We start from the raw sequence: 21,176 nt of genomic DNA on the forward strand, positions 1-21,176 counted from the left end.
CGCTTTCCGCGGGAGTCTTCGCCTTGTCCTCCAATCAACTGCGGTGTCACAAGCGGTTCAGCTCATGTATCCCATTTGTTCATCTTGAGATTGGGTTCATTTCGTTATATCTCAACCTCTTTTTATTGTTTCCATAAGGTTTAATATTCTGTGTTTTGGAGATAATGTGAAGCTAAGAAGGAGTGAAGGATGTGCTATGGCTTTTATGGATATTGCTAGCACTTTTAATTGTTATTGTACTTATTGTATGGACAAAAATTACGCTGTTTGTAGATCTTCACCATGTCCGAGATAACGATTATTACAGAGTGAGACTCAGGGCTTGGTTTGGTCTTATTCGCTATACATATGAAATTCCGGTAGTGAAAGTAAGAAAAGATTCACCGCGTTTGCTTGTTGAAAAGAAGAAAGGAATGGGTGATCAAGGAAAAGAAGATGAGAATTCATGGAGTGATTATTCTGTAGAAGACGGGCTAAGCATGTTAGAAAATGCGAAGCAATTTCTTGAACAGGTAGTCGGTTTCCATAAAATTTTCCGTCGTTTCTTACAGAAAGTAACGGTAAGTGATATTAGATGGCACAGCCGTTTCGGCTTAGGTGACGCTGCGTTAACAGGCGTACTTACCGGGGCTGTATGGTCTGCAAAGGGGAGCATAGTTGGTATAATCAGCCGTTATATGAAATTAAAAGATATGCCTGTCATGAGCGTTACTCCTGTATTTCAACATCATTGGTCAGAAACGGTATTTGAGTGCATAATTTCTTTTCGAGTTGGTCAAGCTATTCTAGTAGGTTTACGGACCTTGAGATACTGGCGGCATACGTCCAAAAAGCGTCGCAAAAGATGGAAGTCGTCAAATAAGAACAAGACACACTCTGTGAAAACATAAGGAGGTTATCTTAATGGCAGAACATCCAATTAAAAGTTTAATGTCGACAGCTATGGAAAATTTAAAGGAAATGATTGATGTTAATACAATCATTGGTGATCCTGTAGAAACACCTGATGGCAGTGTTATTTTAACTGTCTCAAAAGTAGGGTTTGGTTTTGCAGCGGGCGGAAGTGAATWTGGAGTAGAAGGGCATGCACCATCTTCTCCGGGACAGCATCAGCAAGAATCAGGTCATCCATTTGGCGGAGGTAGCGGTGGCGGTGTATCAATTACGCCAATTGCCTTTTTAATTGTGAGTGGAAGCGGAATTAAAATGCTTCACCTTAACGAAAGTACACATTTATATGAAAAGATTTTAGATACAGCACCTCAAGCAATTGAACGCTTGCAACAAATGTTTAAACGAAACAATCATCAGCAGGATCATCATAATCAACAAAATCAGCATCATGATAGTGCAAACGATTTTAATTTGTAAGTATAAAATAAAGCTTTGCTTGCTTCTTTGAATAGTAAAAGAAGCAAGCAAAGCTTATTTTGTTTGGTTTGTTTTCTAGCTTGGAGTGCCATGTTTTGTATGTCATTTAATTGCAATATAGAGACAGACAAGCTAATATGAACAGTGTACATACTTATTTAAAGGAGGAATTATTCGTGACTAAATTTAAAGGTAACGATGTAACATTATTAGGAAATCAAGTGAAGGTTGGAGACAAGGCTCCAAACTTTACTGTTTTAGCAAATGATTTATCAGAAGTAACGCTTGACAGTACAAAGGGTTCTGTTCGCCTAATCAGTGTAGTTCCTTCTATTGATACTGGAGTTTGTGATGCGCAAACTCGCCGCTTCAACGAAGAAGCAGCTAAATTAGATAACGTAAAAGTATTAACAGTAAGCGTAGATTTACCGTTTGCTCAAAAGCGCTGGTGTGGTGCTAATGGCATTGATAATGTTCAAACTTTATCTGACCACCGCGACTTATCTTTCGGAGAAGCATATGGTGTAGCTATTCAAGAATTACGCTTATTAGCTCGTTCAATCTTTGTGGTAGACTCAAATGACAACGTAACGTATGTTGAGTACTTACCAGAAGTAACTGAGCATCCGAACTACGAAGCAGCAATCGAAGCAGCTAAAGCAGCTAAGTAAGATTGTCAGTGGCGTTCGGCAGAAGGCGGAAAACAATGTTTTTCGCCTTCTTTGTGTTTTAAGAAGTTTTTATGATAAAATATGATGTTCCAAATAGGACGTTTACTCATTTATATAGATATTATTTCATTACACAGGAGGCAGAATATGAGTCAGTTAGCTAGTATGGAAAAGCTATTTGGTGTAATTGATCAAACAGCTATTATTTTAAGAAAAGAACTAAACTGCGTATATTTAGAAGCAGTAGCTGAAACGGGAGAAAATTTGTTTCAAGGAACTATTTTACAAAAAGAGCTAGATGAGGTAACTAAAAAACGTTTAAAAAAAGAATACGATTCAATCACGCTTGATCATTTTGAAAAAGAAACGATTCGAAAAGCGTATCAGCTGGCTATTTTAAAAGGCATGAAAGAAGCAGTTCAGCCTAACCACCAAATGACGCCTGATGCTGTAGGACTATTTGTCAGCTATCTAGTTGGGAAGTTCATGGCAGGAAAAGATAAATATACGCTTTTAGATCCCGCAGTAGGAGCAGGGAATTTATTAACAACCATTTTAAACACACACGCTGCGTCAATTGAACACGTATACGGTGTAGACGTGGATGATTTATTACTTCAATTAACATATGTAAATGCAAATTTACAGAAGCACGGCGTTCAATTATTCAATCAAGACAGCTTACAGCCGCTTTTTATTGATCCTGTGGATTTAGTTGTCTGTGACCTGCCGGTTGGTTATTATCCAAACGACGAAGGGGCAAAAGAGTATAAGGTAAGAGCTGAAGAAGGTCACACTTATGCTCATCACTTATTTATTGAACAAAGCTTGCGTCATGTAAAAGACGGAGGATACGTAGTGGCTCTTATTCCAAATAACTTGTTTGAATCTGAACAGTCTCATTTATTACAGCCGCTCTTAAAAGAGGAAGCAATCGTGCAAGGGATTATTCAGCTGCCACTTTCAATGTTCAAACAAGAGCAGGCTGCTAAAAGTATTATGGTTCTTCAAAAGCAGGGAGAAGGAGTAACAGCACCTGAAAACGCGCTGCTTGTGAATTTGCCGAAGTTCAGCAATCGGGAAGCAATGAGTGATATTATGGCTCAAATGGACCAATGGTTCCGAGTGAATAAAAAGTAAGTCTTTTTCGAAAATAATGAATATTTTTCGGTAGCGTTTTCATGATGTATAGCTCTTGAAATCTATTGTCGTGAATGATTAAATGAATAAGGATAGAAATCGTGTCGAAATGCATAGAATATTGTAGAGATTACACTTTTATGTTCTGTTCGTTATGTTTATGATGCACGTATAATAAAGAAGGAGCTGTTTTTTTATGTCAAAAATCATGGCAATCAACGCCGGCAGTTCTTCACTTAAGTTTCAATTATTTGAAATGCCAAGTGAGACGGTATTAACAAAAGGTTTAGTAGAACGAATTGGTTTAGATAACGCTGTTTTCACGATCTCGGTAAATGGTGAAAAACAAACGGATATTATAGAAATCCCTGACCATGCTGTTGCAGTTAAAATTTTAGTTGAAAAGTTACTTTCTCAAAACATCATTCAATCATACGATGAAATCACTGGTGTAGGTCACCGTGTAGTACACGGCGGAGAGAAATTTGCTGATTCTGTTTTAATCACAGATGAAACACTAGCGGAAATTGAAGCTTTATCTGATTTAGCACCGCTTCACAACCCAGCAAACATTGTGGGAATTAAAGCGTTCCAAGATATTCTTCCAAATGTTCCAGCTGTAGCAGTTTTCGATACAGCATTCCATCAAACAATGCCAGAAAAATCATTCTTGTACAGCTTACCGTACGAGTACTATGAAAAGTATGGCGTTCGTAAATACGGTTTCCACGGCACATCTCATAAATATGTTTCTGAGCGTGCAGCTGAGCTTCTTGGCCGTCCGATCGAACAATTGCGCTTAATTTCTTGTCACTTAGGTAACGGTGCAAGTATCGCTGCAATTGAAGGCGGCAAGTCAATTGATACATCAATGGGCTTCACACCATTAGCTGGTGTAGCAATGGGAACTCGTTCAGGTAACATTGACCCTGCATTAATTCCATTTATTATGGAGAAAACAGGAAAAACTGCTGACGAAGTATTAAATGTATTAAATAAAGAAAGTGGTCTTTTAGGTGTATCTGGTATTTCTAGTGACCTACGCGATCTAATCAAAGCAAGCGCTGAAGGCAATGAACGCGCTGAAACAGCACTTGAAGTATTTGCTAGCCGTATTCATAAATATATCGGTTCTTATGCTGCTCGTATGTCTGGTGTAGATGCAATCATCTTCACAGCAGGTATTGGAGAAAACAGTGATGTTGTACGTGCTCGCGTTCTGCGCGGTTTAGAGTTCATGGGCGTTTATTGGGATCCAGCTTTAAATAGTGTACAAGGAGAAGAAGCATTTATTAGCTACCCTCATTCTCCAGTTAAAGTTATGGTTATTCCTACAGATGAAGAAGTTATGATTGCACGTGACGTTACTCGTTTAGCGAATATTTAAGTTCATAAAGTGCCTCTTCAATGCATGAATTCTCATAAATTGTCAGGCAAACTAACGAAAAGCTGATTTCCTTGTTTGGAAATCAGCTTTTTTATATAGCGTAAGTAGCTGACGTTTGAAAGAAGGTTTACAACGTATAGAAGAAAGAAATAATATAGGAAGCAAAATGTAAAGGATGCATTATTTGTTATAATAAAAATAAAACTACTTATTTCTTGAAAGGGTGACATGATGATACTAACGAATCGCGAAGAACAGCTTTTAGAAGAAATCTATAAATGGGAAGAGAGCTTACAGAGTGTAGAAGCAACTGAGATGGAGTTATTGTACGAAGAGTGGTTAGAAAAAGGGCTTAACTTAATTCCAACTTCTGTTCGCGAGACCTATTTACATAAAATTGATGAGGGACTCTTTCAGTTAACTGCATTAATTCAAGGTACGGAAATGCAAACTCAAGCGACAAAACGAATTATTGAAACTGCTCGTGTATTCAAAGAGGATATCACAGATCTGTCAGAAATGAATTCCCTTCAAGTAGATCAGCTTTCTTATATATGCGAACAGCAAATGGCCAAGCTTCGGTTGTATGCGCTGAGTCAAGGAGCACTTTCAGGAACCGGACAATCGCTGCTAGTCGGTATTGATATACCTGCTGTTTTATGCATGAATATTCAAGCGGTGCAACAGGCAGCAATGAGCTACGGTTATCATATCCAGACTCCTTCAGAGCTTATGCTAACGCTAAAAGTGTTCCATGCAGCAACCTTACCTAGACACCTTCAGGCTGAGGGGTGGCATCAATTAAAGAGTGAGTTAAGCCAAGAATTTGACCCGTATTTTTATGAAGGTGTTGATCAAATTGTAGATAAAACGTGGCTGCAAAAAATCGTTGTGCAAATCGGGAAAACGCTAGCTATATTGGCTGCAAAAAGAAAAGTTTACAATCGTTTGCCAGTGGTGAGTATGATGGTTGGCGGAGGTATGAATTACCGAATGGCCAAGCAAGTGACAGATTATGCAAAGCGCTTTTATCAATACCGCTATTTGCTGGATAAGAAAAACGAGTCTCATTAATTTTTCATGAGACTCGTTTTTTTTGTCTATCCGTGAACTTTTTTTGATATTTCCTCATTTGTTCGATACCAAATCCACAAATCATTAATAATAGAAGCAAGCTCTCCTATCTCGCTATTTAATTCACAGGAGCGGATAAAATTAGTCTCATCTTCTAACGCCGCTTGTTTTTGATTAATACTCGTTTCTAAAGATTGAATTTTGTCTGGAATCTGCCCCCGAATGGATTCCCATGTTAGGAGAATATCCTGCTGAACTTTTTCAGAATAGAATGTCCATTCTCTTTCAAGAGCAGGAATTTTTATACCGAGTCTGTTGTCATAAGTAAAAAAGCGCTCCATTTTTTCACCTCTTCCCTTCCATTTTATACAATGACAAAAGCCAGAGCTACTGTAAGTGAAAAATAAATCATTTATACTTGGTTTATGCATATAAATATACACAGTATGTAAGAAAGGAATATTCATTCATGTTTATTTTTACAGTATTTTAAGAGATTTTACCCTGTTAAATTAAAATAAATGTGAATTTATATACTTTTTTTTGAATAACTATTGAAAATAGATTAAAAAGTTGTTAAAGTAATAGTAGATTAAATGAATAAAAATTAAAACGGTTGTATTAATATATATATAATTTGTAGGAGGAATAGATAATGAGTAATCCAAAAGTTGTTTTAGCATATTCCGGAGGTTTAGATACATCAGTTGCAATTAAATGGTTACAGGAAAAAGGGTACGATGTGGTAGCTTGCTGTTTAGATGTAGGCGAAGGAAAAGATTTGAAATTCGTTAAAGAAAAAGCCTTAACAGTTGGAGCGGTATCATCATATGTGATTGATGCAAAAGAAGAATATGCCAATACATTTGCGTTAGCAGCACTTCAAGCACACACATTATATGAAGGAAAATATCCATTAGTATCTGCACTATCTAGACCGCTAATCGCTAAAAAGCTTGTAGAAGTAGCAGAACAAGAAAATGCAGTAGCTGTCGCACATGGATGTACGGGAAAAGGAAATGACCAAGTGCGTTTCGAAGTATCAATTAAAGCATTAAATCCACACTTAGAAGTTTTAGCTCCTGTTCGTGACTGGAAATGGTCTCGTGAAGAAGAAATCGAGTATGCAAAAGAAAAGAATATTCCAATTCCAATTAACTTAGACAGCCCATTTTCAATTGACCAAAACTTGTGGGGAAGAAGTAACGAGTGTGGCGTTCTTGAAGATCCTTGGGCAGCTCCACCTGAAGAAGCATATGACCTAACGGCTTCTCTTGAAAACACTCCGGACACAGCGGATGTAGTAGAAATTGAATTCGTTGAAGGTGTTCCAGTATCATTAAACGGTCAATCTTACACGCTAGCTCAGTTAATTCTAGAATTGAATGAAATTGCAGGTAAGCACGGAGTCGGACGTATTGATCATGTAGAAAACCGTCTTGTGGGAATTAAATCACGTGAAGTATATGAGTGTCCAGCTGCTATGACATTAATTAAAGCACACAAAGAGCTTGAAGATTTAACATTAGTGAAAGAAGTAGCGCACTTCAAACCAGTGATTGAGAAAAAATTAACAGAAGTTATCTATGAAGGTTTATGGTTCTCTCCATTAACAAATTCACTGCTTGCATTCTTGAAAGATACGCAGCAATATGTGAACGGAACAGTGAGAGTAAAACTATTTAAAGGGCATGCTATCGTAGAGGGACGTAAATCTCCTAATTCTTTATACAATGAAAAACTTGCAACATATACAAAAGAAGATGAATTTGATCACAATGCAGCAGTTGGTTTCATCTCATTATGGGGACTTCCAACACAAGTGAGCAGCATGGTAAATCAAAAGAAGGTGACAACGGTATGACCAAACTTTGGGGAGGGCGTTTTACGAAACGCCCTGAACAATGGATTGACGAGTTCGGTGCGTCGATTTCATTTGATCAGCATCTTGTAGAAGAAGATATTGAAGGCAGTTTAGCACATGTAACAATGCTTGAGAAATGCAGTATTCTTTCTGGAGATGAAGCGTCACAAATTAAAAAAGGCCTTCAAACACTTCTTGAAAAAGCTAAGAAGAAAGAATTAACATTTTCTGCTCAATATGAAGATATTCATTTGAATTTAGAAAAGTTATTAATTGATGAAATTGGTCCGGTTGGAGGGAAGCTTCATACGGGTCGAAGCCGTAATGATCAAGTTGCTACAGATATGCACTTATATTTAAAAAAGCATGTTCAGCAAATTGTAGGTCTGATTGAAAATCTAGAAGATGTATTGCTTACAAAAGCAGATCAGCATGTTGAAACCATTTTTCCAGGCTACACACATTTGCAGCGCGCGCAGCCGGTTTCTTTTGCTCATCATTTAATGGCTTATGTTTCAATGTTCAAGCGCGATGCTGAACGTTATGCGGAATCGCTGAAGCGTATTGATTTATCTCCTTTAGGAGCAGGAGCTTTAGCTGGTACAACATTCCCAATTGATCGTCACTATAGTGCTGAGCTTCTAGGCTTTAATGGGATTTATCAAAACAGTATGGATGCTGTCAGCGATCGTGACTTTATTTTAGAGTTTTTAAGCAACAGTTCTATTTTAATGATGCATTTATCTCGTTTTTGTGAAGAGTTAATTTTATGGTCTAGTCAAGAATTTCAATTTATTGAAATGGATGATACGTACGCAACGGGCAGCAGTATTATGCCTCAAAAGAAAAATCCTGATATGGCGGAGTTAATTCGTGGTAAAACAGGACGAGTATATGGTCATTTATTTAGCCTATTGACTGTGTTAAAAGGTACCCCTTTAACATACAACAAAGACTTGCAAGAAGATAAAGAAGGCATGTTCGATACGGTTACAACGATTGAAGGATGTTTGACCATTTTTGCTGGCATGATCGAAACAATGACAGTAAAAACAAATGTTATGGAAAAAGCTACGAAACAAGATTTTTCAAATGCAACGGAGTTAGCTGACTATCTTGCTTCAAAAGGTATGCCGTTTCGTGAAGCACATGAAGTGGTTGGGAAACTGGTTCTCGTTTGTATTCAGAAAAATATCTACCTAATGGATTTGCCGCTTGAACAATATAAGGAAGCGTCAGATTTATTCGAGGAAGACATCTATCATGTATTAAGTCCAAAAACAGCTGTTAATCGCCGCAATAGCGCGGGAGGAACAGGATTTGAACAAGTAAAAAAAGCAATTCAGCTAGCTAAAGATGAATTGCATGAAAAAACATCGATATAAAAAAGTTATCAAAACGTCCGCAGAAAAATCTGCGGGCGTTTTTTGATGTGAGATAAATGGTATAACTAGAGCATTTAAGAAGAAAATAGAAAAGATCATGTAAGGGATTATGAAGTAAAGTTTACATTCGTAAAGAAAATAAAGTGAAAAAGGAGAAGTGACATATGAAAGACAAAAAACATCCGCAGCATGTATATGAATATGATTTTGAAGGAGAAAAAGAGACATCAAGACAGCTAATGGATTCTTATTCAAGCGGCGTCATTGGCGATGCTATGGCTTCTGTAGTGGAAAATCCAGAAGCACAGAGTGATAACGAACTATATGAATAACTAGATGCATATACTGTATATAGACTAAGAAAAGCAGGATTATGCTGAGCTCTATCGAAAGGTAACGTCATAGTAAATCCGGTTTTCTAAAGGATTTGGTGTGACGTTCTTTTTTCAGTTAATCACTGATATAAGAAAAGAGGGATAAAGGTGAAAATTGGAGTGCCGAAAGAAGTAAAAAACAATGAAAATCGCGTGGCTATTACTCCAGCTGGTGTTACAGCTTTAGTTAACGGTGGGCATGATGTATATATTGAAACACAGGCAGGAGAAGGCTCTGGATTCCATGATGAAGATTACACAAATGCAGGAGCTTCTATCGTAAATACTGCAAAAGAAGCATGGGATGCTGAAATGGTTATGAAAGTAAAAGAACCGATTTCAGAAGAATACGGATATTTTCGTGAAGGACTTATTTTGTTTACCTATTTACATTTGGCAGCTGAAGAAGCATTAACGAAAGCATTGATTGATAAAAAGGTGGTAGGCATCGCTTATGAAACTGTACAGCTTCCAAACAAAAGCTTGCCTCTGTTAACTCCGATGAGCGAAGTTGCAGGAAGAATGTCTTCTCAGATTGGAGCTCAATTTTTGGAGAAAACCAAAGGTGGCAAAGGGATTTTATTAAGTGGAGTTCCAGGCGTGCAAAGAGGAAAAGTAACAATTATTGGAGGAGGAGTAGCGGGAACCAACGCTGCTAAAATTGCGGTCGGATTAGGGGCTGATGTTACAATAATTGATTTAAACGCTGATCGCCTTCGCCAGCTTGATGATTTATTTGGTAAAGAAGTGACGACATTAATGTCAAATCACTACAATATCGCACAATCTGTAAAAGAGTCAGATTTAGTGATAGGAGCGGTTCTCATACCGGGAGCTAAAGCGCCAAAGCTTGTCACAGAGGAAATGGTTCAAACGATGTCAAAAGGGTCCGTTGTAGTTGATATTGCTATTGATCAAGGGGGGATTTTTGAAACAACTGATCGCATTACCACTCACGATAACCCGACTTATTTGAAGCATGAGGTCTTGCATTATGCTGTTGCTAATATGCCTGGAGCTGTTCCACGCACGTCGACCTTAGCGCTGACCAACGTAACGGTTCCTTATGCTCTGCAAATAGCAAATCAGGGATATAAAAAAGCGTGCTTAAAAAACCCTTCCCTTCTTCAAGGCATCAACACTCTAAATGGGTTTGTCACTTACGCGGCTGTTGCAGATGCACACGGTCTAACTTACGCTGATGCAACAACTTTATTAGAGCAAGCATAATAAGGCATGTTTTTGCGCAGTTTGTGATATGATAGCCGCGTATTCACTTGTTTTGTAACCAAAACAGACGGGTAGAATATAGAAAAGGTTAGTGTAAAAGGAGAGAATATATGATGCGCGTTTCTTATCATGGACATTCTGTTGTTAAAATTGAAACAAAAGGAAAAACAATTTTAATTGACCCGTTTATCACTGGAAATGAATTAACAGATTTAAATGCTGAAGATGTAAAAGCAGATGTGATTTTACTGACTCATGGCCATAATGATCATGTAGGCGACACGGTGGAAATTGCTAAGCGTAGCGGTGCACTTGTTGTGGCAGTAGCAGAATTAGCTACATATCTTAGCTGGCAAGGCTTAAACGTACATCCAATGAGCATAGGCGGAGCTTATACATTTGATTTTGGTACGGTAAAATTGACACAAGCTTTCCACGGTTCAAGTTATACAGAAAATAATGAGAAAATTATTTATACAGGAATGCCGGCTGGTTTGCTTTTAACGATTGAAGGAAAGACAATTTATCATGCTGGAGATACGGCTTTATTTTCTGATTTAAAGTTAATTGGTCGCCATGAGCCTGACGTAGCATTTCTTCCAATTGGAGATAACTTTACAATGGGACCTGAAGATGCGGCTATCGCAGCGGAATGGGTGCAGGCAAAGCTTGTTGTGCCAATTCACTACAATACATTTCCTGTAATTAAGCAAGATCCTCATCAATTTGTTGAGTCTTTATCTGGTATTGAAGGAAAAGTATTAAAAGTTGGAGAAGGGTTGGATCTTTAATCATAAATAAAGGCTGGGACAAAACGATTTCAGTTAAAGTTAAAAAAGAACGAGTAATCGATATTATCGATCACTCGTTCTTTTTTTATTGTTAAGGTGAACGTAGGTTTCACATTTGTTCATCTTTACCTTGAATCGATGAAGTTATGTCTTAATCTCTTTTTATTTGTAAAGAAACGTTCTGCTTTTTTTACTTCCCTGCATACGATAGTAATAATAAGGAGGGAGAGCTATGGAAAAAAATCGAGTTATTTTATCGCTTTTATTATGCGGAGTGATGCTTTACTATGCAATGCCGCACTTAGTGTTAACAACTTCGAGTTTGCAAGGGGTTTTTAGCATAAGCTGGCTTACCTTTGCTCTTTTTGTAGCTGGAGGCAATTTGTCATCACTGCTTTATGCACCGCGCCGCAAGAAGGCAGGTATTCAAAAAAATAGTGTGAGAAAGCCTTTGCGTCAAAGAGGTTAGATTGAATCCATTTCACTTCCCCCGTATAATAAAAGAAAAGACATATGAAACGTAAAAACGTTTTAGAAGGGTGAAGTACACGTGGCGACAAAACATGAGCAAATTTTACAGTATATCGATTCGCTTCCAATTGGTGAAAAAATTTCAGTGCGCCAAATTGCCAAAGAACTGAATGTCAGTGAAGGCACGGCGTACCGAGCAATAAAAGACGCGGAAAATAAAGGATATGTTTCAACGATTGAACGAGTTGGGACCATTCGAATTGAACGAAAGAAGAAAGAAAACATTGAAAAGCTCACGTTTGCTGAAGTAGTAAACATCGTGGATGGACAAGTGCTGGGCGGACGTGAAGGTTTGCATAAAACGTTAAACAAGTTTGTTATTGGAGCGATGAAGCTTGATGCTATGATGAGATATACCGAGGCCGGAAACCTTCTTATCGTAGGGAATCGAGTAAACGCTCATGAATTAGCTCTTGAAGCAGGAGCAGCCGTGCTAATTACGGGCGGCTTTGATACGGAAGAATGGGTTAAGAAGCTTGCGGATGATCTTAAACTTCCTATTATTTCAACAAGCTATGATACGTTTACAGTTGCAACGATGATTAATCGTGCTATTTATGATCAGCTGATAAAAAAAGAAATTGTGCTTGTAGAGGATATTTTAACACCTATCTCTGAAGCGGTTAGCTTGCAGTTAACCGATACGATTGAAAAATGGCATGAATGTAACGATAAGACTCACCACAGTCGTTTTCCTGTAGTGGATCAGCATATGAAAGTTCACGGTATGGTCACCTCAAAAGATGTTATTGGATATGACCTTTCTACTTCAATTGAAAAAGTAATGACGAAAAATCCGATGACGGTTCACGGGAAAACATCGGTTGCTTCTTCTGCGCATATGATGGTATGGGAAGGGATTGAAGTGCTGCCTGTAGTGGATGATTACCACCGGCTAGAGGGCATTATCAGCCGTCAAGATGTTTTAAAGGCGCTGCAAATGATTCAGCGTCAACCGCAGGTAGGAGAAACTATTGACGACATTGTAACCAATCAATTTATGGATGTACAAGAGACAAAAGAAGCACCGGTGTATCGCTGTGAAGTAACGCCGCAAATGACGAATTATATGGGGACTATTTCATACGGAGTTTTCACTACTATTGTAACGGAAGCCGCCAATCGTGTTCTTCGCTTATATAAAAAAGGTGATTTGGTTATTGAAAACATCACCGTTTATTTTATTAAGCCAGTTCAAATTGAAAGCGTAATTGAAATTCGCCCTAAGCTATTAGAACTTGGTCGGAAGTTTGCTAAATTAGATGTAGAAGTCTACAATGCCGGGGTTGTAGTAGGGAAAGCGATGATGATGGCTCAGTTATTGGAAAGAGTATAAAAAAAGAAGCTGCTCTGCAGCTTCTTTTACATTTGACCAGCTTCTTTTATTGCATAAGGCTGATAGTACTTGTAAGCTTTGATACCTGCTAATATGCTGCCTGAACCGAATAATACAAATAGTATGCCGATGATAAGCGAAAGGCTTGTTTCGTAAATAAACCATTGATTGATTCCAAAAAATAATACAAAAGAGCCAAGACAAATACTCGACTTAGCGGAAATCCACTTTCGTTCCATTGGGCGTTTCGAACGTACGTATTTTACTTTTAAATACATGTAGAAAACAAAGGACACAACGATTAAAATCATAAAAAATGGCACAGACGCCCCTCCAGTCCGGTGTATTTCTATCCATAATGTTTCTAGATGTTAGTAATGCGTAGTGTTGAAAGTGCTTACAGTATTATCTATTATTTTACAGGTAGATGACAGAAAATTCTACTATTGATTGATTCTTCTTTCAAAAAAGAGAAGAGATATGATTTAATAAATAATATGGATACAGCGCTGCGGAAATGTAAGTGCATGCGGTACGTACATAAAATAAGAACAGTATTGACAGGAGAGAGAAAATGAAAGCACAAATATTAGAAGCTATTAAGCAGTTTGACACCATCATTATTCACCGGCACATTCGTCCAGATCCAGATGCATACGGATCTCAGTGCGGATTAGCGGAATTGTTAAAAACATCTTTTCCGGAGAAGAAGGTATACGTAACGGGAGAAGAAGCGGAGTCATTAAAATTTTTATACCGGATGGATGACATCGCTGATGACACCTATGAGGATGCGCTTGTCATCGTTTGTGATACGGCTAATGAAGCCCGAGTGTCAGATCAGCGCTACGTAAATGGAAAAATGGTCATTAAAATTGATCACCATCCAAACCAAACTCCTTACGGTGATTTGCTTTGGGTTGAGACGTCTGCTTCTTCAACAAGCGAAATGATTTATGAATTTTACTTGGAAGGAAAAGAAAAGGGATTATCTCTGAATGATGAAGGAGCAAAGCTGATCTTCAGCGGTATCGTCGGAGATACGGGTCGATTTTTATTTCCAAATACAAAGCCGAAAACGTTTTGCTATGCAAGTGAATTGATTCAATATGGTTTCAATTTTAAAGACGTATATGATCAGTTATACAAAACAAAAGAAAACGTCGCTCACTTACACGGATATGTGCTGCAAAACTTTACGATGTCTCCAACAGGAGTTGCTCATATGAAAATTCCGAATGAAATTCTTCGAAAATATGATGTGACACCAGCCGATGCCTCTCAGCTAGTCGGTTCGTTAGGGCAAATTGATGGAGTAAAAACGTGGGTATTTTTTGTGGAGGAAGAAAATCAAATTCGTGTTCGCCTTCGTTCAAAAGAGCTTGTCATTAATACAATTGCTAGAAAATACAACGGAGGAGGCCATCCTCTTGCGTCCGGCGCTTCCATTTATTCATGGGAAGAAGTAGAGCCTTTACTGCTGGATTTAGAAGAGCTCTGCAGTCAGGAGTAATCTGTAAAATAAGCCGTTGATTTTAAATCAGCGGCTTTTTATAGTACTTTTTCCATCTTTTTAATTCGAACTTCAATCGAAAGTGTTGTATAAAAATAAATTTGATGAACTTCAACTTCATAAATTGTTTTATCGAATTCGTATTTTTTATTTTCAATTGCTTTTTTTAAGATATCCCTGCTTCGATATGCACTTTCAATATCTTGGGCAATTAAGTGCTGTGCTTCTTTGTCCACGCTTTTTTGAATATTGTATTCAACCACAGAGTTTACTTTATAACGATTGCCGTTTACTAATTTCACTTTCACATTCTGAATAATTAAATGCTGCTTCATTTCCTTGTTTAATGCTTTTACATCTTCTTGCCATGCGCTAATTTGCAAATTTGCTTTTTCTAGCTTATCATTAGCAATTCGAATTTCTTCTAGCTCTCTATCTCTTGAAACGCCATAAATCGTTAAAAACACCCCCCAGCTAACAATTGCTCCAATGACTATACCGGCAAAAAAACGCTGCCAGTCGGAGCGCTTGAACATTCGCTCGCTGGGTACCCTCATACAAAATGCTCCTGAGTTAACCACTTGATGATAAGAGCCCCGGTCTGAGCTCCTCCCATAGCGGATAGAATTAAAAGGATTTGTTTGAATACATCTTTTGTGGCTCCTTCAAAGAGTCCTCGCTCAAAGCTGTAAAACGTATCAAATGTTCCTCCAATTGCTCCGACAATTGCCCAGATTTTCAAACTATTGCTGAGGGTATGCATGACGTATAAAGGAGATTTGCCAATTAAAAACCCTGCAAATGCTCCAATTAATGAACCGCCTAAAATAATACCTAATGAAGTGAAGTAACTCCAAATGAAAAGAGACATAAAAGGCTCTTTTGTCATGACGTGTCCTCCTTTACTATTTTATCAATGAATCACGCTTCCTACATATATATGGACAAACGCTCAGAGTTATGTAATTTGTCTACGCCGGCAACAAAATTTATAATAAGAATAAAGAATTAAAGAAAGGTGGGAAGTCCTGTGCCTTTTGTTCACTTGCAGCTTCAAAGTTCTTATAGCTTACTAAGCAGTTCCGTTCGTATTCATGAACTTGTAGAAACAGCTAAGAAAATGAACTATGAAGCGATTGCTTTGACTGATGAAAACGTGATGTACGGAGTCATTCCTTTTTATAAAGCCTGCGTGAAAGCGGGGATCAAGCCAATTATTGGGCTCACATTATCAATTCTAGAACATGAAGAAAGCGAGCGAGCGTACCCTTTAGTTTTGTTAGCGGAAAATAATAAGGGATATGAAAATCTATTAAAACTAAGCAGTTTAGTTCAAACCAAGGAAAAACACGGTGTAAATAAAAAATGGCTCCATCATTACAGCAGCGGGTTGATTGCTATTACACCCGGTTTAACTGGAGAAGTTGAAACCCTGCTAGCAGAAAACAAACTTCAAGATGCTAAGCGAGTGCTTCAATTCTTTAAAAAAGTATATTCGCAGTCTTTGTATATATCGATACAGCGCCACGGACAGGATGAAGCTTTTATAAATCAGCAGTTAACGGAACTTGCTGCTGAAGAAAATATCCCGCTTGTTGCGACGAATCAAGTGAAATATTTAAAAAAAGAAGATCGGGATGCGTATGAGTGTTTAGCAGCTATTCGAGACGGAGAGAAATTACATAGCGATGAAGAGGTAAAAAGTAAGAGCAGCGAGTACTATTTCAAATCACCTGATGAAATGGAAGATCTCTTTCATGACCAGCATTTTTTAATAGAAGAAAGTATAAAAATCGCAAGACGATGCGAGCTCGAAATTTCTCTAGGCGTAATGTCCATTCCAAAATATCCTGTTCCCCCGTCTGTTACATCATCAACCTACTTGCGCACTCTCTGCGAAAAAGGATTGCAAGAAAGAGTTCAAGTGATCACGGAACAATATGAGGAACGCTTGGATTATGAGCTAAACATTATTGAAAATATGCGCTTTAGTGATTACTTTCTTATCGTATGGGATTTTATGAATTATGCTCATGAACACGGTGTTTTAACGGGCCCAGGCCGGGGTTCAGCGGCAGGCTCACTGGTCTCATACGCCTTGCGAATTACAAATGTTGATCCAATTCAGCATCAGCTTTTATTTGAGCGCTTTTTAAACCCTGAACGTATTTCGATGCCTGATATTGATATTGATTTTCCTGATAACAAACGAGATCAAGTCATTCAGTATGTGGCGCAAAAATATGGAGCGCTGCACGTAGCTCAAATCATTACATTTGGAACACTAGCAGCTAAAGCAGCCGTACGTGATGTAGGGAGAGTGATGGGATTTGATCAAGAAGCGCTAAACAAAATGTCCAAAGCGATTCCAACTAAACCAGGTACAACGTTGAAAAGCGCTCTTCGTGATTCAAGAGTTCTTCAAGACTATTTATCTGAAAATGAAGCCAGAAAACAATGGTACAACATTGCCATGAAGATAGAAGGACTGCCAAGGCATACTTCTACGCATGCAGCAGGCGTTGTGATTAGTGAGAAGCCGCTGACGCAATCTGTAGCTGTACAAGAAGGACATGATGATGTATATCTGACTCAATATCCAATGGAAGCTCTGCAAGACATTGGGCTTTTGAAAATGGACTTTTTAGGTTTGCGCAACTTAACCATTTTGGATCATATTTTAAAGAAAATTGAGCGGGACATGAATCGAAAGCTGTCACTGTCTCATATACCGTTTAACGATCAGAAAACTTTTGAACTGCTGAGTAAAGGGGATACGACCGGTATTTTTCAGCTAGAGTCAGATGGAATGAGAAGAGTGCTTCAGCAATTAAAACCTACAGAGCTAGAAGATATTGTAGCAGTTAACGCGCTGTATAGACCTGGTCCGATGGAAAATATTCCAACCTATATTAAGCGCAAGCATGGAGTGGAGAAGGTAATATATGATCATCCTACGCTTAAAGACATTTTACAATCCACGCACGGCGTTATCGTGTATCAAGAGCAAATTATGCAGATTGCTTCAAAAATGGCCGGTTTTTCTCTTGGAGAAGCAGATTTGTTGAGAAGAGCAGTTAGTAAAAAAGAACGGGCAGTGCTGGATCGTGAACGAGCTCATTTTATCCAAGGAAGCAAGAAGAAAGGGTATGACCTATCCGTTGCTAATCGAGTGTATGACCTTATTGTGCGTTTTGCTGATTATGGCTTCAACCGAAGTCATGCTGTTGCTTACAGTATGGTAGCCTATCAGTTAGCTTATTTGAAAGCACATTACCCGCTGCAGTTCTTTTCAGCTTTACTAACGAGCGTTATTGGAAATGAAGGGAAAATTGCTCAATATATTAATGAACTAAAAAGAAAAAAAATACAAGTTCTCCCACCTTCTATTAACAAGAGCATGTATTCGTTTAACGTAGAAGGTGAAAGTATAAGGTATAGCCTTGCAGCGATTAAACATATTGGTGCAGCAGCTATGCAGGAAATAGCAGAAGAGCGAAAGAAAAAAAGCTTTGAAGACTTATTTGATTTTTGTGCCCGTGTTTCACAAAAAGCCGTGAATAAAAAGGGGCTTGAAGCTTTGATTCTATCTGGAGGTTTTGATGAGTTCGGAGAAAATCGAGCTACTTTATTAGCAACGATTGATGTAGCGTTTGAACATGCAAGCTTGGTACTCCCAGATGATGATTTTGGATTTGGAGATGAATTTTCGTTAAAGCCTAAATATATGGAAAAAGAGGAACTAAAAATAGAAGATCGGCTTCAGTATGAAAAAGATATGCTAGGTTTTTATTTATCAAGCCACCCTGCTTCTCAGTATGAAGCACTGAATTCCTTTTATTCTGTTGTTTCTCTTCAAGATATGAAAGAATACGCTTCAGGAAAAGCGGTCTCTCTTTTAGTATTTGTGTTGGAAATTCGTGTCATTCGAACGAAAAAAGGAGAGCAAATGGCCTTTTTACGCATCACGGATGAAAGTGGAGAAGGAGAAGTTGTTGCGTTTCCCCGCGTATTTGAGCAGAATCGTTTGCTGTTTGAACAAGGTACGGTTTTACTGATACAAGGAAAGATAGATAAAAGAAATGGGCAGCAACAAATTGTTTGTCAACGTGCTGAAGCTGCTAGCGAGGCGGTTCAAAAACTACCGTCAGAAGAATTATACTTACGTATAGAAACAAAGCAAGGTACAGAAAAGCTGCTTCATACTATTTACCAGCACTTTCAGTCTCATAGAGGGAAAATTCCCGTGAAAATTTATTATGAGGCAGAACGTCAATTGGTCAAGCTTCCCGTTCACTATTCTATTGAACGAAGCGACGAGTTAATAAAAACTTTAAAAGCAATGCTAGGAGAGAACCACGTTGTGTTCAAGAAGATATAGTCTTTACAGATTTCATGTGATGTTATATGGTAAAATAGTTAAAAAAGTGGTCTGACCACCGTTTTTTATGAAATATACGAATTAGATGCTTTTTTCTTGAAATGAAATGCAATTGGATTTATAACATCATATGAGTGTGGGAAAGAACATGGTTCAGGCGCAGTATTTGTTATCATTTTGTTTATTGGGAGTGAAATTCATTGTCTTTACGTGAAGAAGCATTGCATATGCACCGCATTAACAAAGGTAAACTAGAATCAAAGTCCAAAATTCCTGTTCGAAACGCAGAGGATTTAAGCCTTGCTTATTCCCCTGGTGTAGCAGAACCTTGCAAAGAAATATATGATGATGTAAACAATGTATATGAATATACGATGAAAGGAAATATGGTAGCTGTTGTATCTGATGGCACTGCCGTATTGGGCTTAGGCAACATAGGTCCTGAAGCTGCTCTGCCAGTAATGGAAGGGAAAGCTGTCCTTTTTAAAAGTTTTGCCGGCGTAGATGCATTCCCAATTTGTTTAAACACGACAGATGTGGACAAAATTATAGAAACTGTTAAATTACTAGAACCTACTTTTGGAGGCGTTAATTTAGAAGATATTGCGGCTCCTAACTGTTTTGAAATTGAAGAGCGGTTGAAAAAGGAAACAAATATCCCGGTTTTTCATGATGATCAGCATGGGACGGCTATTGTTACGGTAGCGGGCCTTCTTAATGCCCTGAAGCTGACGGGAAGAAAAATGTCACAAATCAAAGTGGTAGCGAATGGAGCAGGAGCTGCTGGCATTGCTATTATTAAATTATTATACAGCTATGGAGTGCGCGATATCATTATGTGTGATTCCAAAGGAACGATTTATGACAAGCGTCCTCACGGCATGAACCGTATAAAAGATGAAGTTGCAGCCTATACAAATCGAAGCAAAGTAGAAGGTACGTTAGCTGATGCCTTAGAAGAAGCTGACGTATTTATTGGAGTTTCGGTTGAAGGAGCACTCACACCGGAGATGATTGGAAAGATGAATCCAGACCCAATCATTTTTGCAATGGCAAATCCGGTGCCTGAAATTATGCCAGAAGAAGCTAAAAAAGCTGGCGCGAAAGTAATCGGCACCGGACGTTCTGATTTTCCTAATCAAGTGAACAATGTCTTAGCGTTTCCGGGGATATTCAGAGGTGCACTAGATGTACGTGCTACTCATATTAATGAAAAAATGAAAATGGCTGCAGTTGAGGCCATTGCTAATTTGATTACGGAAGAGGACTTGAATACAGACTATGTGATTCCAGGTCCATTTGATGCACGAGTGGCTCCGGCAGTAGCCGCCGCTGTTGCAAAAGCAGCTATGGAAACAGGCGTTGCCCGAATAAAGGTAAAGCCAGAAGCCGTAGCTGAAAACACACGTCGCTTAGCGATTATTGAATAAGGTTACATCAACTGTTCTTTGACAGGCATGATGCTTCAAGCATGCCTGTTAAAGTAATGTAAAGTGAGTGGTAGTAAACTTGAAGAATGAACGTTCAAAAGTATATGTAGAAATTTTAAAACAAATTCGCCAGCTAATGGAAGACGATCGTTTAACTACGGGGGATAAAATCCCGTCAGAACGAGAGCTTTCTGAACGGTTAGGCGCAGGACGTTCTTCCGTTCGAGAAGCGCTCAGAGCGTTAGAGCTAATTGGGTTGATTGAAACTAGAAGAGGTGAAGGTACGTTTATTAAAGAAGTAGGGGATCATCAATTTATTGATTTATTAGCTACTTTTTTAGTACAAGACGGTAAAACAAAATCAGACTTAATTCAGACTAGATATATTCTTGAAAAGAGCTGTTTGTATTTTGTTTTAGCGGAACAGGACGAAATCAATGTTTCGAAAGCAATTCAAAAGCAGAATGACGATTGTTTGAAGAACTTGTTTGACTATTTGTTTTCTTTGCAGCCTAATCGGCTATTACACCGAATCTGGCTGATTATTTGCCGTTTTTCTCAAACTTTTCAACAAAACTCAGCGCCAAGCGACATTCTGATAAGTGAATTAGTAGAGGCGTTAGCTAAAAAAGATGAAGCAGCTGTATTAAATCTTCACCATCAGTGCTACAAACAAGTGTGAAAGAAGGAATTTGTCG

At 38.3% G+C, this 21,176-nt stretch carries 21 protein-coding genes; 17 read left to right on the forward strand and 4 right to left on the reverse strand.

The window, feature by feature from the left end:
• Positions 1 to 191: 191 nt before the first annotated feature.
• The 6 genes from AC1DRF_RS05410 (at position 192) to AC1DRF_RS05435 (ending at position 5,643) form a co-directional block, all read left to right on the forward strand.
• A complete protein-coding gene (locus tag AC1DRF_RS05410; RefSeq protein WP_377572863.1) occupies positions 192 to 890 on the forward strand; it encodes a DUF2953 domain-containing protein in 699 nt (232 codons plus the stop codon).
• Positions 891 to 903: 13 nt separating this feature from the next.
• A complete protein-coding gene (gene ytfJ / locus AC1DRF_RS05415) occupies positions 904 to 1,371 on the forward strand; it encodes a GerW family sporulation protein (RefSeq protein ID WP_477740406.1) in 468 nt (155 codons plus the stop codon).
• A gap of 137 nt (positions 1,372 to 1,508) precedes the next feature.
• On the forward strand, positions 1,509 to 2,042 hold the full coding sequence (gene tpx, locus AC1DRF_RS05420; RefSeq protein ID WP_045291207.1) for a thiol peroxidase: 534 nt from the start codon (positions 1,509 to 1,511) through the stop codon (positions 2,040 to 2,042).
• A gap of 147 nt (positions 2,043 to 2,189) precedes the next feature.
• On the forward strand, positions 2,190 to 3,182 hold the full coding sequence (locus AC1DRF_RS05425; protein ID WP_043975986.1) for a class I SAM-dependent methyltransferase: 993 nt from the start codon (positions 2,190 to 2,192) through the stop codon (positions 3,180 to 3,182).
• Positions 3,183 to 3,378: 196 nt separating this feature from the next.
• A complete protein-coding gene (locus AC1DRF_RS05430; RefSeq protein ID WP_477740407.1) occupies positions 3,379 to 4,569 on the forward strand; it encodes an acetate kinase in 1,191 nt (396 codons plus the stop codon).
• Between the two features lie 231 nt (positions 4,570 to 4,800).
• Positions 4,801 to 5,643 (forward strand): EcsC family protein, encoded by an 843-nt coding sequence (locus AC1DRF_RS05435; protein ID WP_028410514.1) that lies wholly within the window; start codon positions 4,801 to 4,803, stop codon positions 5,641 to 5,643.
• A gap of 26 nt (positions 5,644 to 5,669) precedes the next feature.
• Here the strand turns inward: AC1DRF_RS05435 and AC1DRF_RS05440 are convergent, their stop codons facing one another.
• A complete protein-coding gene (locus AC1DRF_RS05440; RefSeq protein WP_025750664.1) occupies positions 5,670 to 5,984 on the reverse strand; it encodes a hypothetical protein in 315 nt (104 codons plus the stop codon).
• 314 nt (positions 5,985 to 6,298) lie between these two features.
• Here AC1DRF_RS05440 and AC1DRF_RS05445 point away from each other — a divergent pair, with 314 nt between their 5' ends.
• The 7 genes from AC1DRF_RS05445 (at position 6,299) to AC1DRF_RS05475 (ending at position 13,154) form a co-directional block, all read left to right on the forward strand.
• Complete coding sequence (locus tag AC1DRF_RS05445; protein ID WP_013059465.1) at positions 6,299 to 7,507, forward strand: argininosuccinate synthase; 1,209 nt, start codon at positions 6,299 to 6,301, stop codon at positions 7,505 to 7,507.
• Complete coding sequence (gene argH, locus AC1DRF_RS05450) at positions 7,504 to 8,892, forward strand: argininosuccinate lyase (RefSeq protein ID WP_013059464.1); 1,389 nt, start codon at positions 7,504 to 7,506, stop codon at positions 8,890 to 8,892. The genes AC1DRF_RS05445 and argH overlap by 4 nt, the downstream gene beginning before the upstream one ends.
• Before the next feature lie 164 nt (positions 8,893 to 9,056).
• Positions 9,057 to 9,224, forward strand: a complete 168-nt coding sequence (locus AC1DRF_RS05455; protein ID WP_013059463.1) for a hypothetical protein — start codon at positions 9,057 to 9,059, stop codon at positions 9,222 to 9,224.
• 150 nt (positions 9,225 to 9,374) lie between these two features.
• Entirely contained in the window at positions 9,375 to 10,496 is a 1,122-nt protein-coding gene (gene ald / locus AC1DRF_RS05460; protein WP_043975989.1) for an alanine dehydrogenase, read from the forward strand.
• A 113-nt stretch (positions 10,497 to 10,609) separates the two neighbouring features.
• A complete protein-coding gene (locus AC1DRF_RS05465; protein ID WP_043976679.1) occupies positions 10,610 to 11,287 on the forward strand; it encodes a metal-dependent hydrolase in 678 nt (225 codons plus the stop codon).
• 232 nt (positions 11,288 to 11,519) lie between these two features.
• Positions 11,520 to 11,756 (forward strand): hypothetical protein, encoded by a 237-nt coding sequence (locus AC1DRF_RS05470; protein WP_043975991.1) that lies wholly within the window; start codon positions 11,520 to 11,522, stop codon positions 11,754 to 11,756.
• Between the two features lie 81 nt (positions 11,757 to 11,837).
• On the forward strand, positions 11,838 to 13,154 hold the full coding sequence (locus AC1DRF_RS05475) for a CBS domain-containing protein (RefSeq protein WP_013059459.1): 1,317 nt from the start codon (positions 11,838 to 11,840) through the stop codon (positions 13,152 to 13,154).
• Between the two features lie 26 nt (positions 13,155 to 13,180).
• On the opposite strand, the gene AC1DRF_RS05480 is transcribed toward AC1DRF_RS05475, so the two are convergent.
• Positions 13,181 to 13,477, reverse strand: a complete 297-nt coding sequence (locus tag AC1DRF_RS05480; RefSeq protein ID WP_013085203.1) for a YtpI family protein — start codon at positions 13,475 to 13,477, stop codon at positions 13,181 to 13,183.
• Positions 13,478 to 13,728: 251 nt separating this feature from the next.
• On the opposite strand from AC1DRF_RS05480, the gene AC1DRF_RS05485 reads away from it, so the two are divergent.
• Entirely contained in the window at positions 13,729 to 14,667 is a 939-nt protein-coding gene (locus tag AC1DRF_RS05485) for a DHH family phosphoesterase (protein ID WP_097824671.1), read from the forward strand.
• 38 nt (positions 14,668 to 14,705) lie between these two features.
• Here AC1DRF_RS05485 and ytrI read toward each other — a convergent pair whose 3' ends face one another.
• Both ytrI and ytrH read right to left on the reverse strand, forming a co-directional pair.
• Complete coding sequence (gene ytrI, locus AC1DRF_RS05490) at positions 14,706 to 15,224, reverse strand: sporulation membrane protein YtrI (RefSeq protein WP_016765717.1); 519 nt, start codon at positions 15,222 to 15,224, stop codon at positions 14,706 to 14,708.
• On the reverse strand, positions 15,221 to 15,556 hold the full coding sequence (gene ytrH / locus AC1DRF_RS05495; RefSeq protein WP_013059455.1) for a sporulation membrane protein YtrH: 336 nt from the start codon (positions 15,554 to 15,556) through the stop codon (positions 15,221 to 15,223). The genes ytrI and ytrH overlap by 4 nt, the downstream gene beginning before the upstream one ends.
• 141 nt (positions 15,557 to 15,697) lie before the next feature.
• On the opposite strand from ytrH, the gene dnaE reads away from it, so the two are divergent.
• From dnaE to AC1DRF_RS05510, 3 genes are all read left to right on the forward strand, one after another.
• A complete protein-coding gene (dnaE, locus tag AC1DRF_RS05500; protein ID WP_477740408.1) occupies positions 15,698 to 19,048 on the forward strand; it encodes a DNA polymerase III subunit alpha in 3,351 nt (1,116 codons plus the stop codon).
• A 200-nt stretch (positions 19,049 to 19,248) separates the two neighbouring features.
• Positions 19,249 to 20,478 (forward strand): NADP-dependent malic enzyme, encoded by a 1,230-nt coding sequence (ystJ, locus tag AC1DRF_RS05505; protein WP_013059453.1) that lies wholly within the window; start codon positions 19,249 to 19,251, stop codon positions 20,476 to 20,478.
• Positions 20,479 to 20,557: 79 nt separating this feature from the next.
• A complete protein-coding gene (locus AC1DRF_RS05510; protein ID WP_016765715.1) occupies positions 20,558 to 21,160 on the forward strand; it encodes a FadR/GntR family transcriptional regulator in 603 nt (200 codons plus the stop codon).
• The last annotated feature ends 16 nt before the right edge of the window (positions 21,161 to 21,176 follow it).

It is taken from the genome of Priestia sp. P5_B4 (assembly GCF_056400385.1).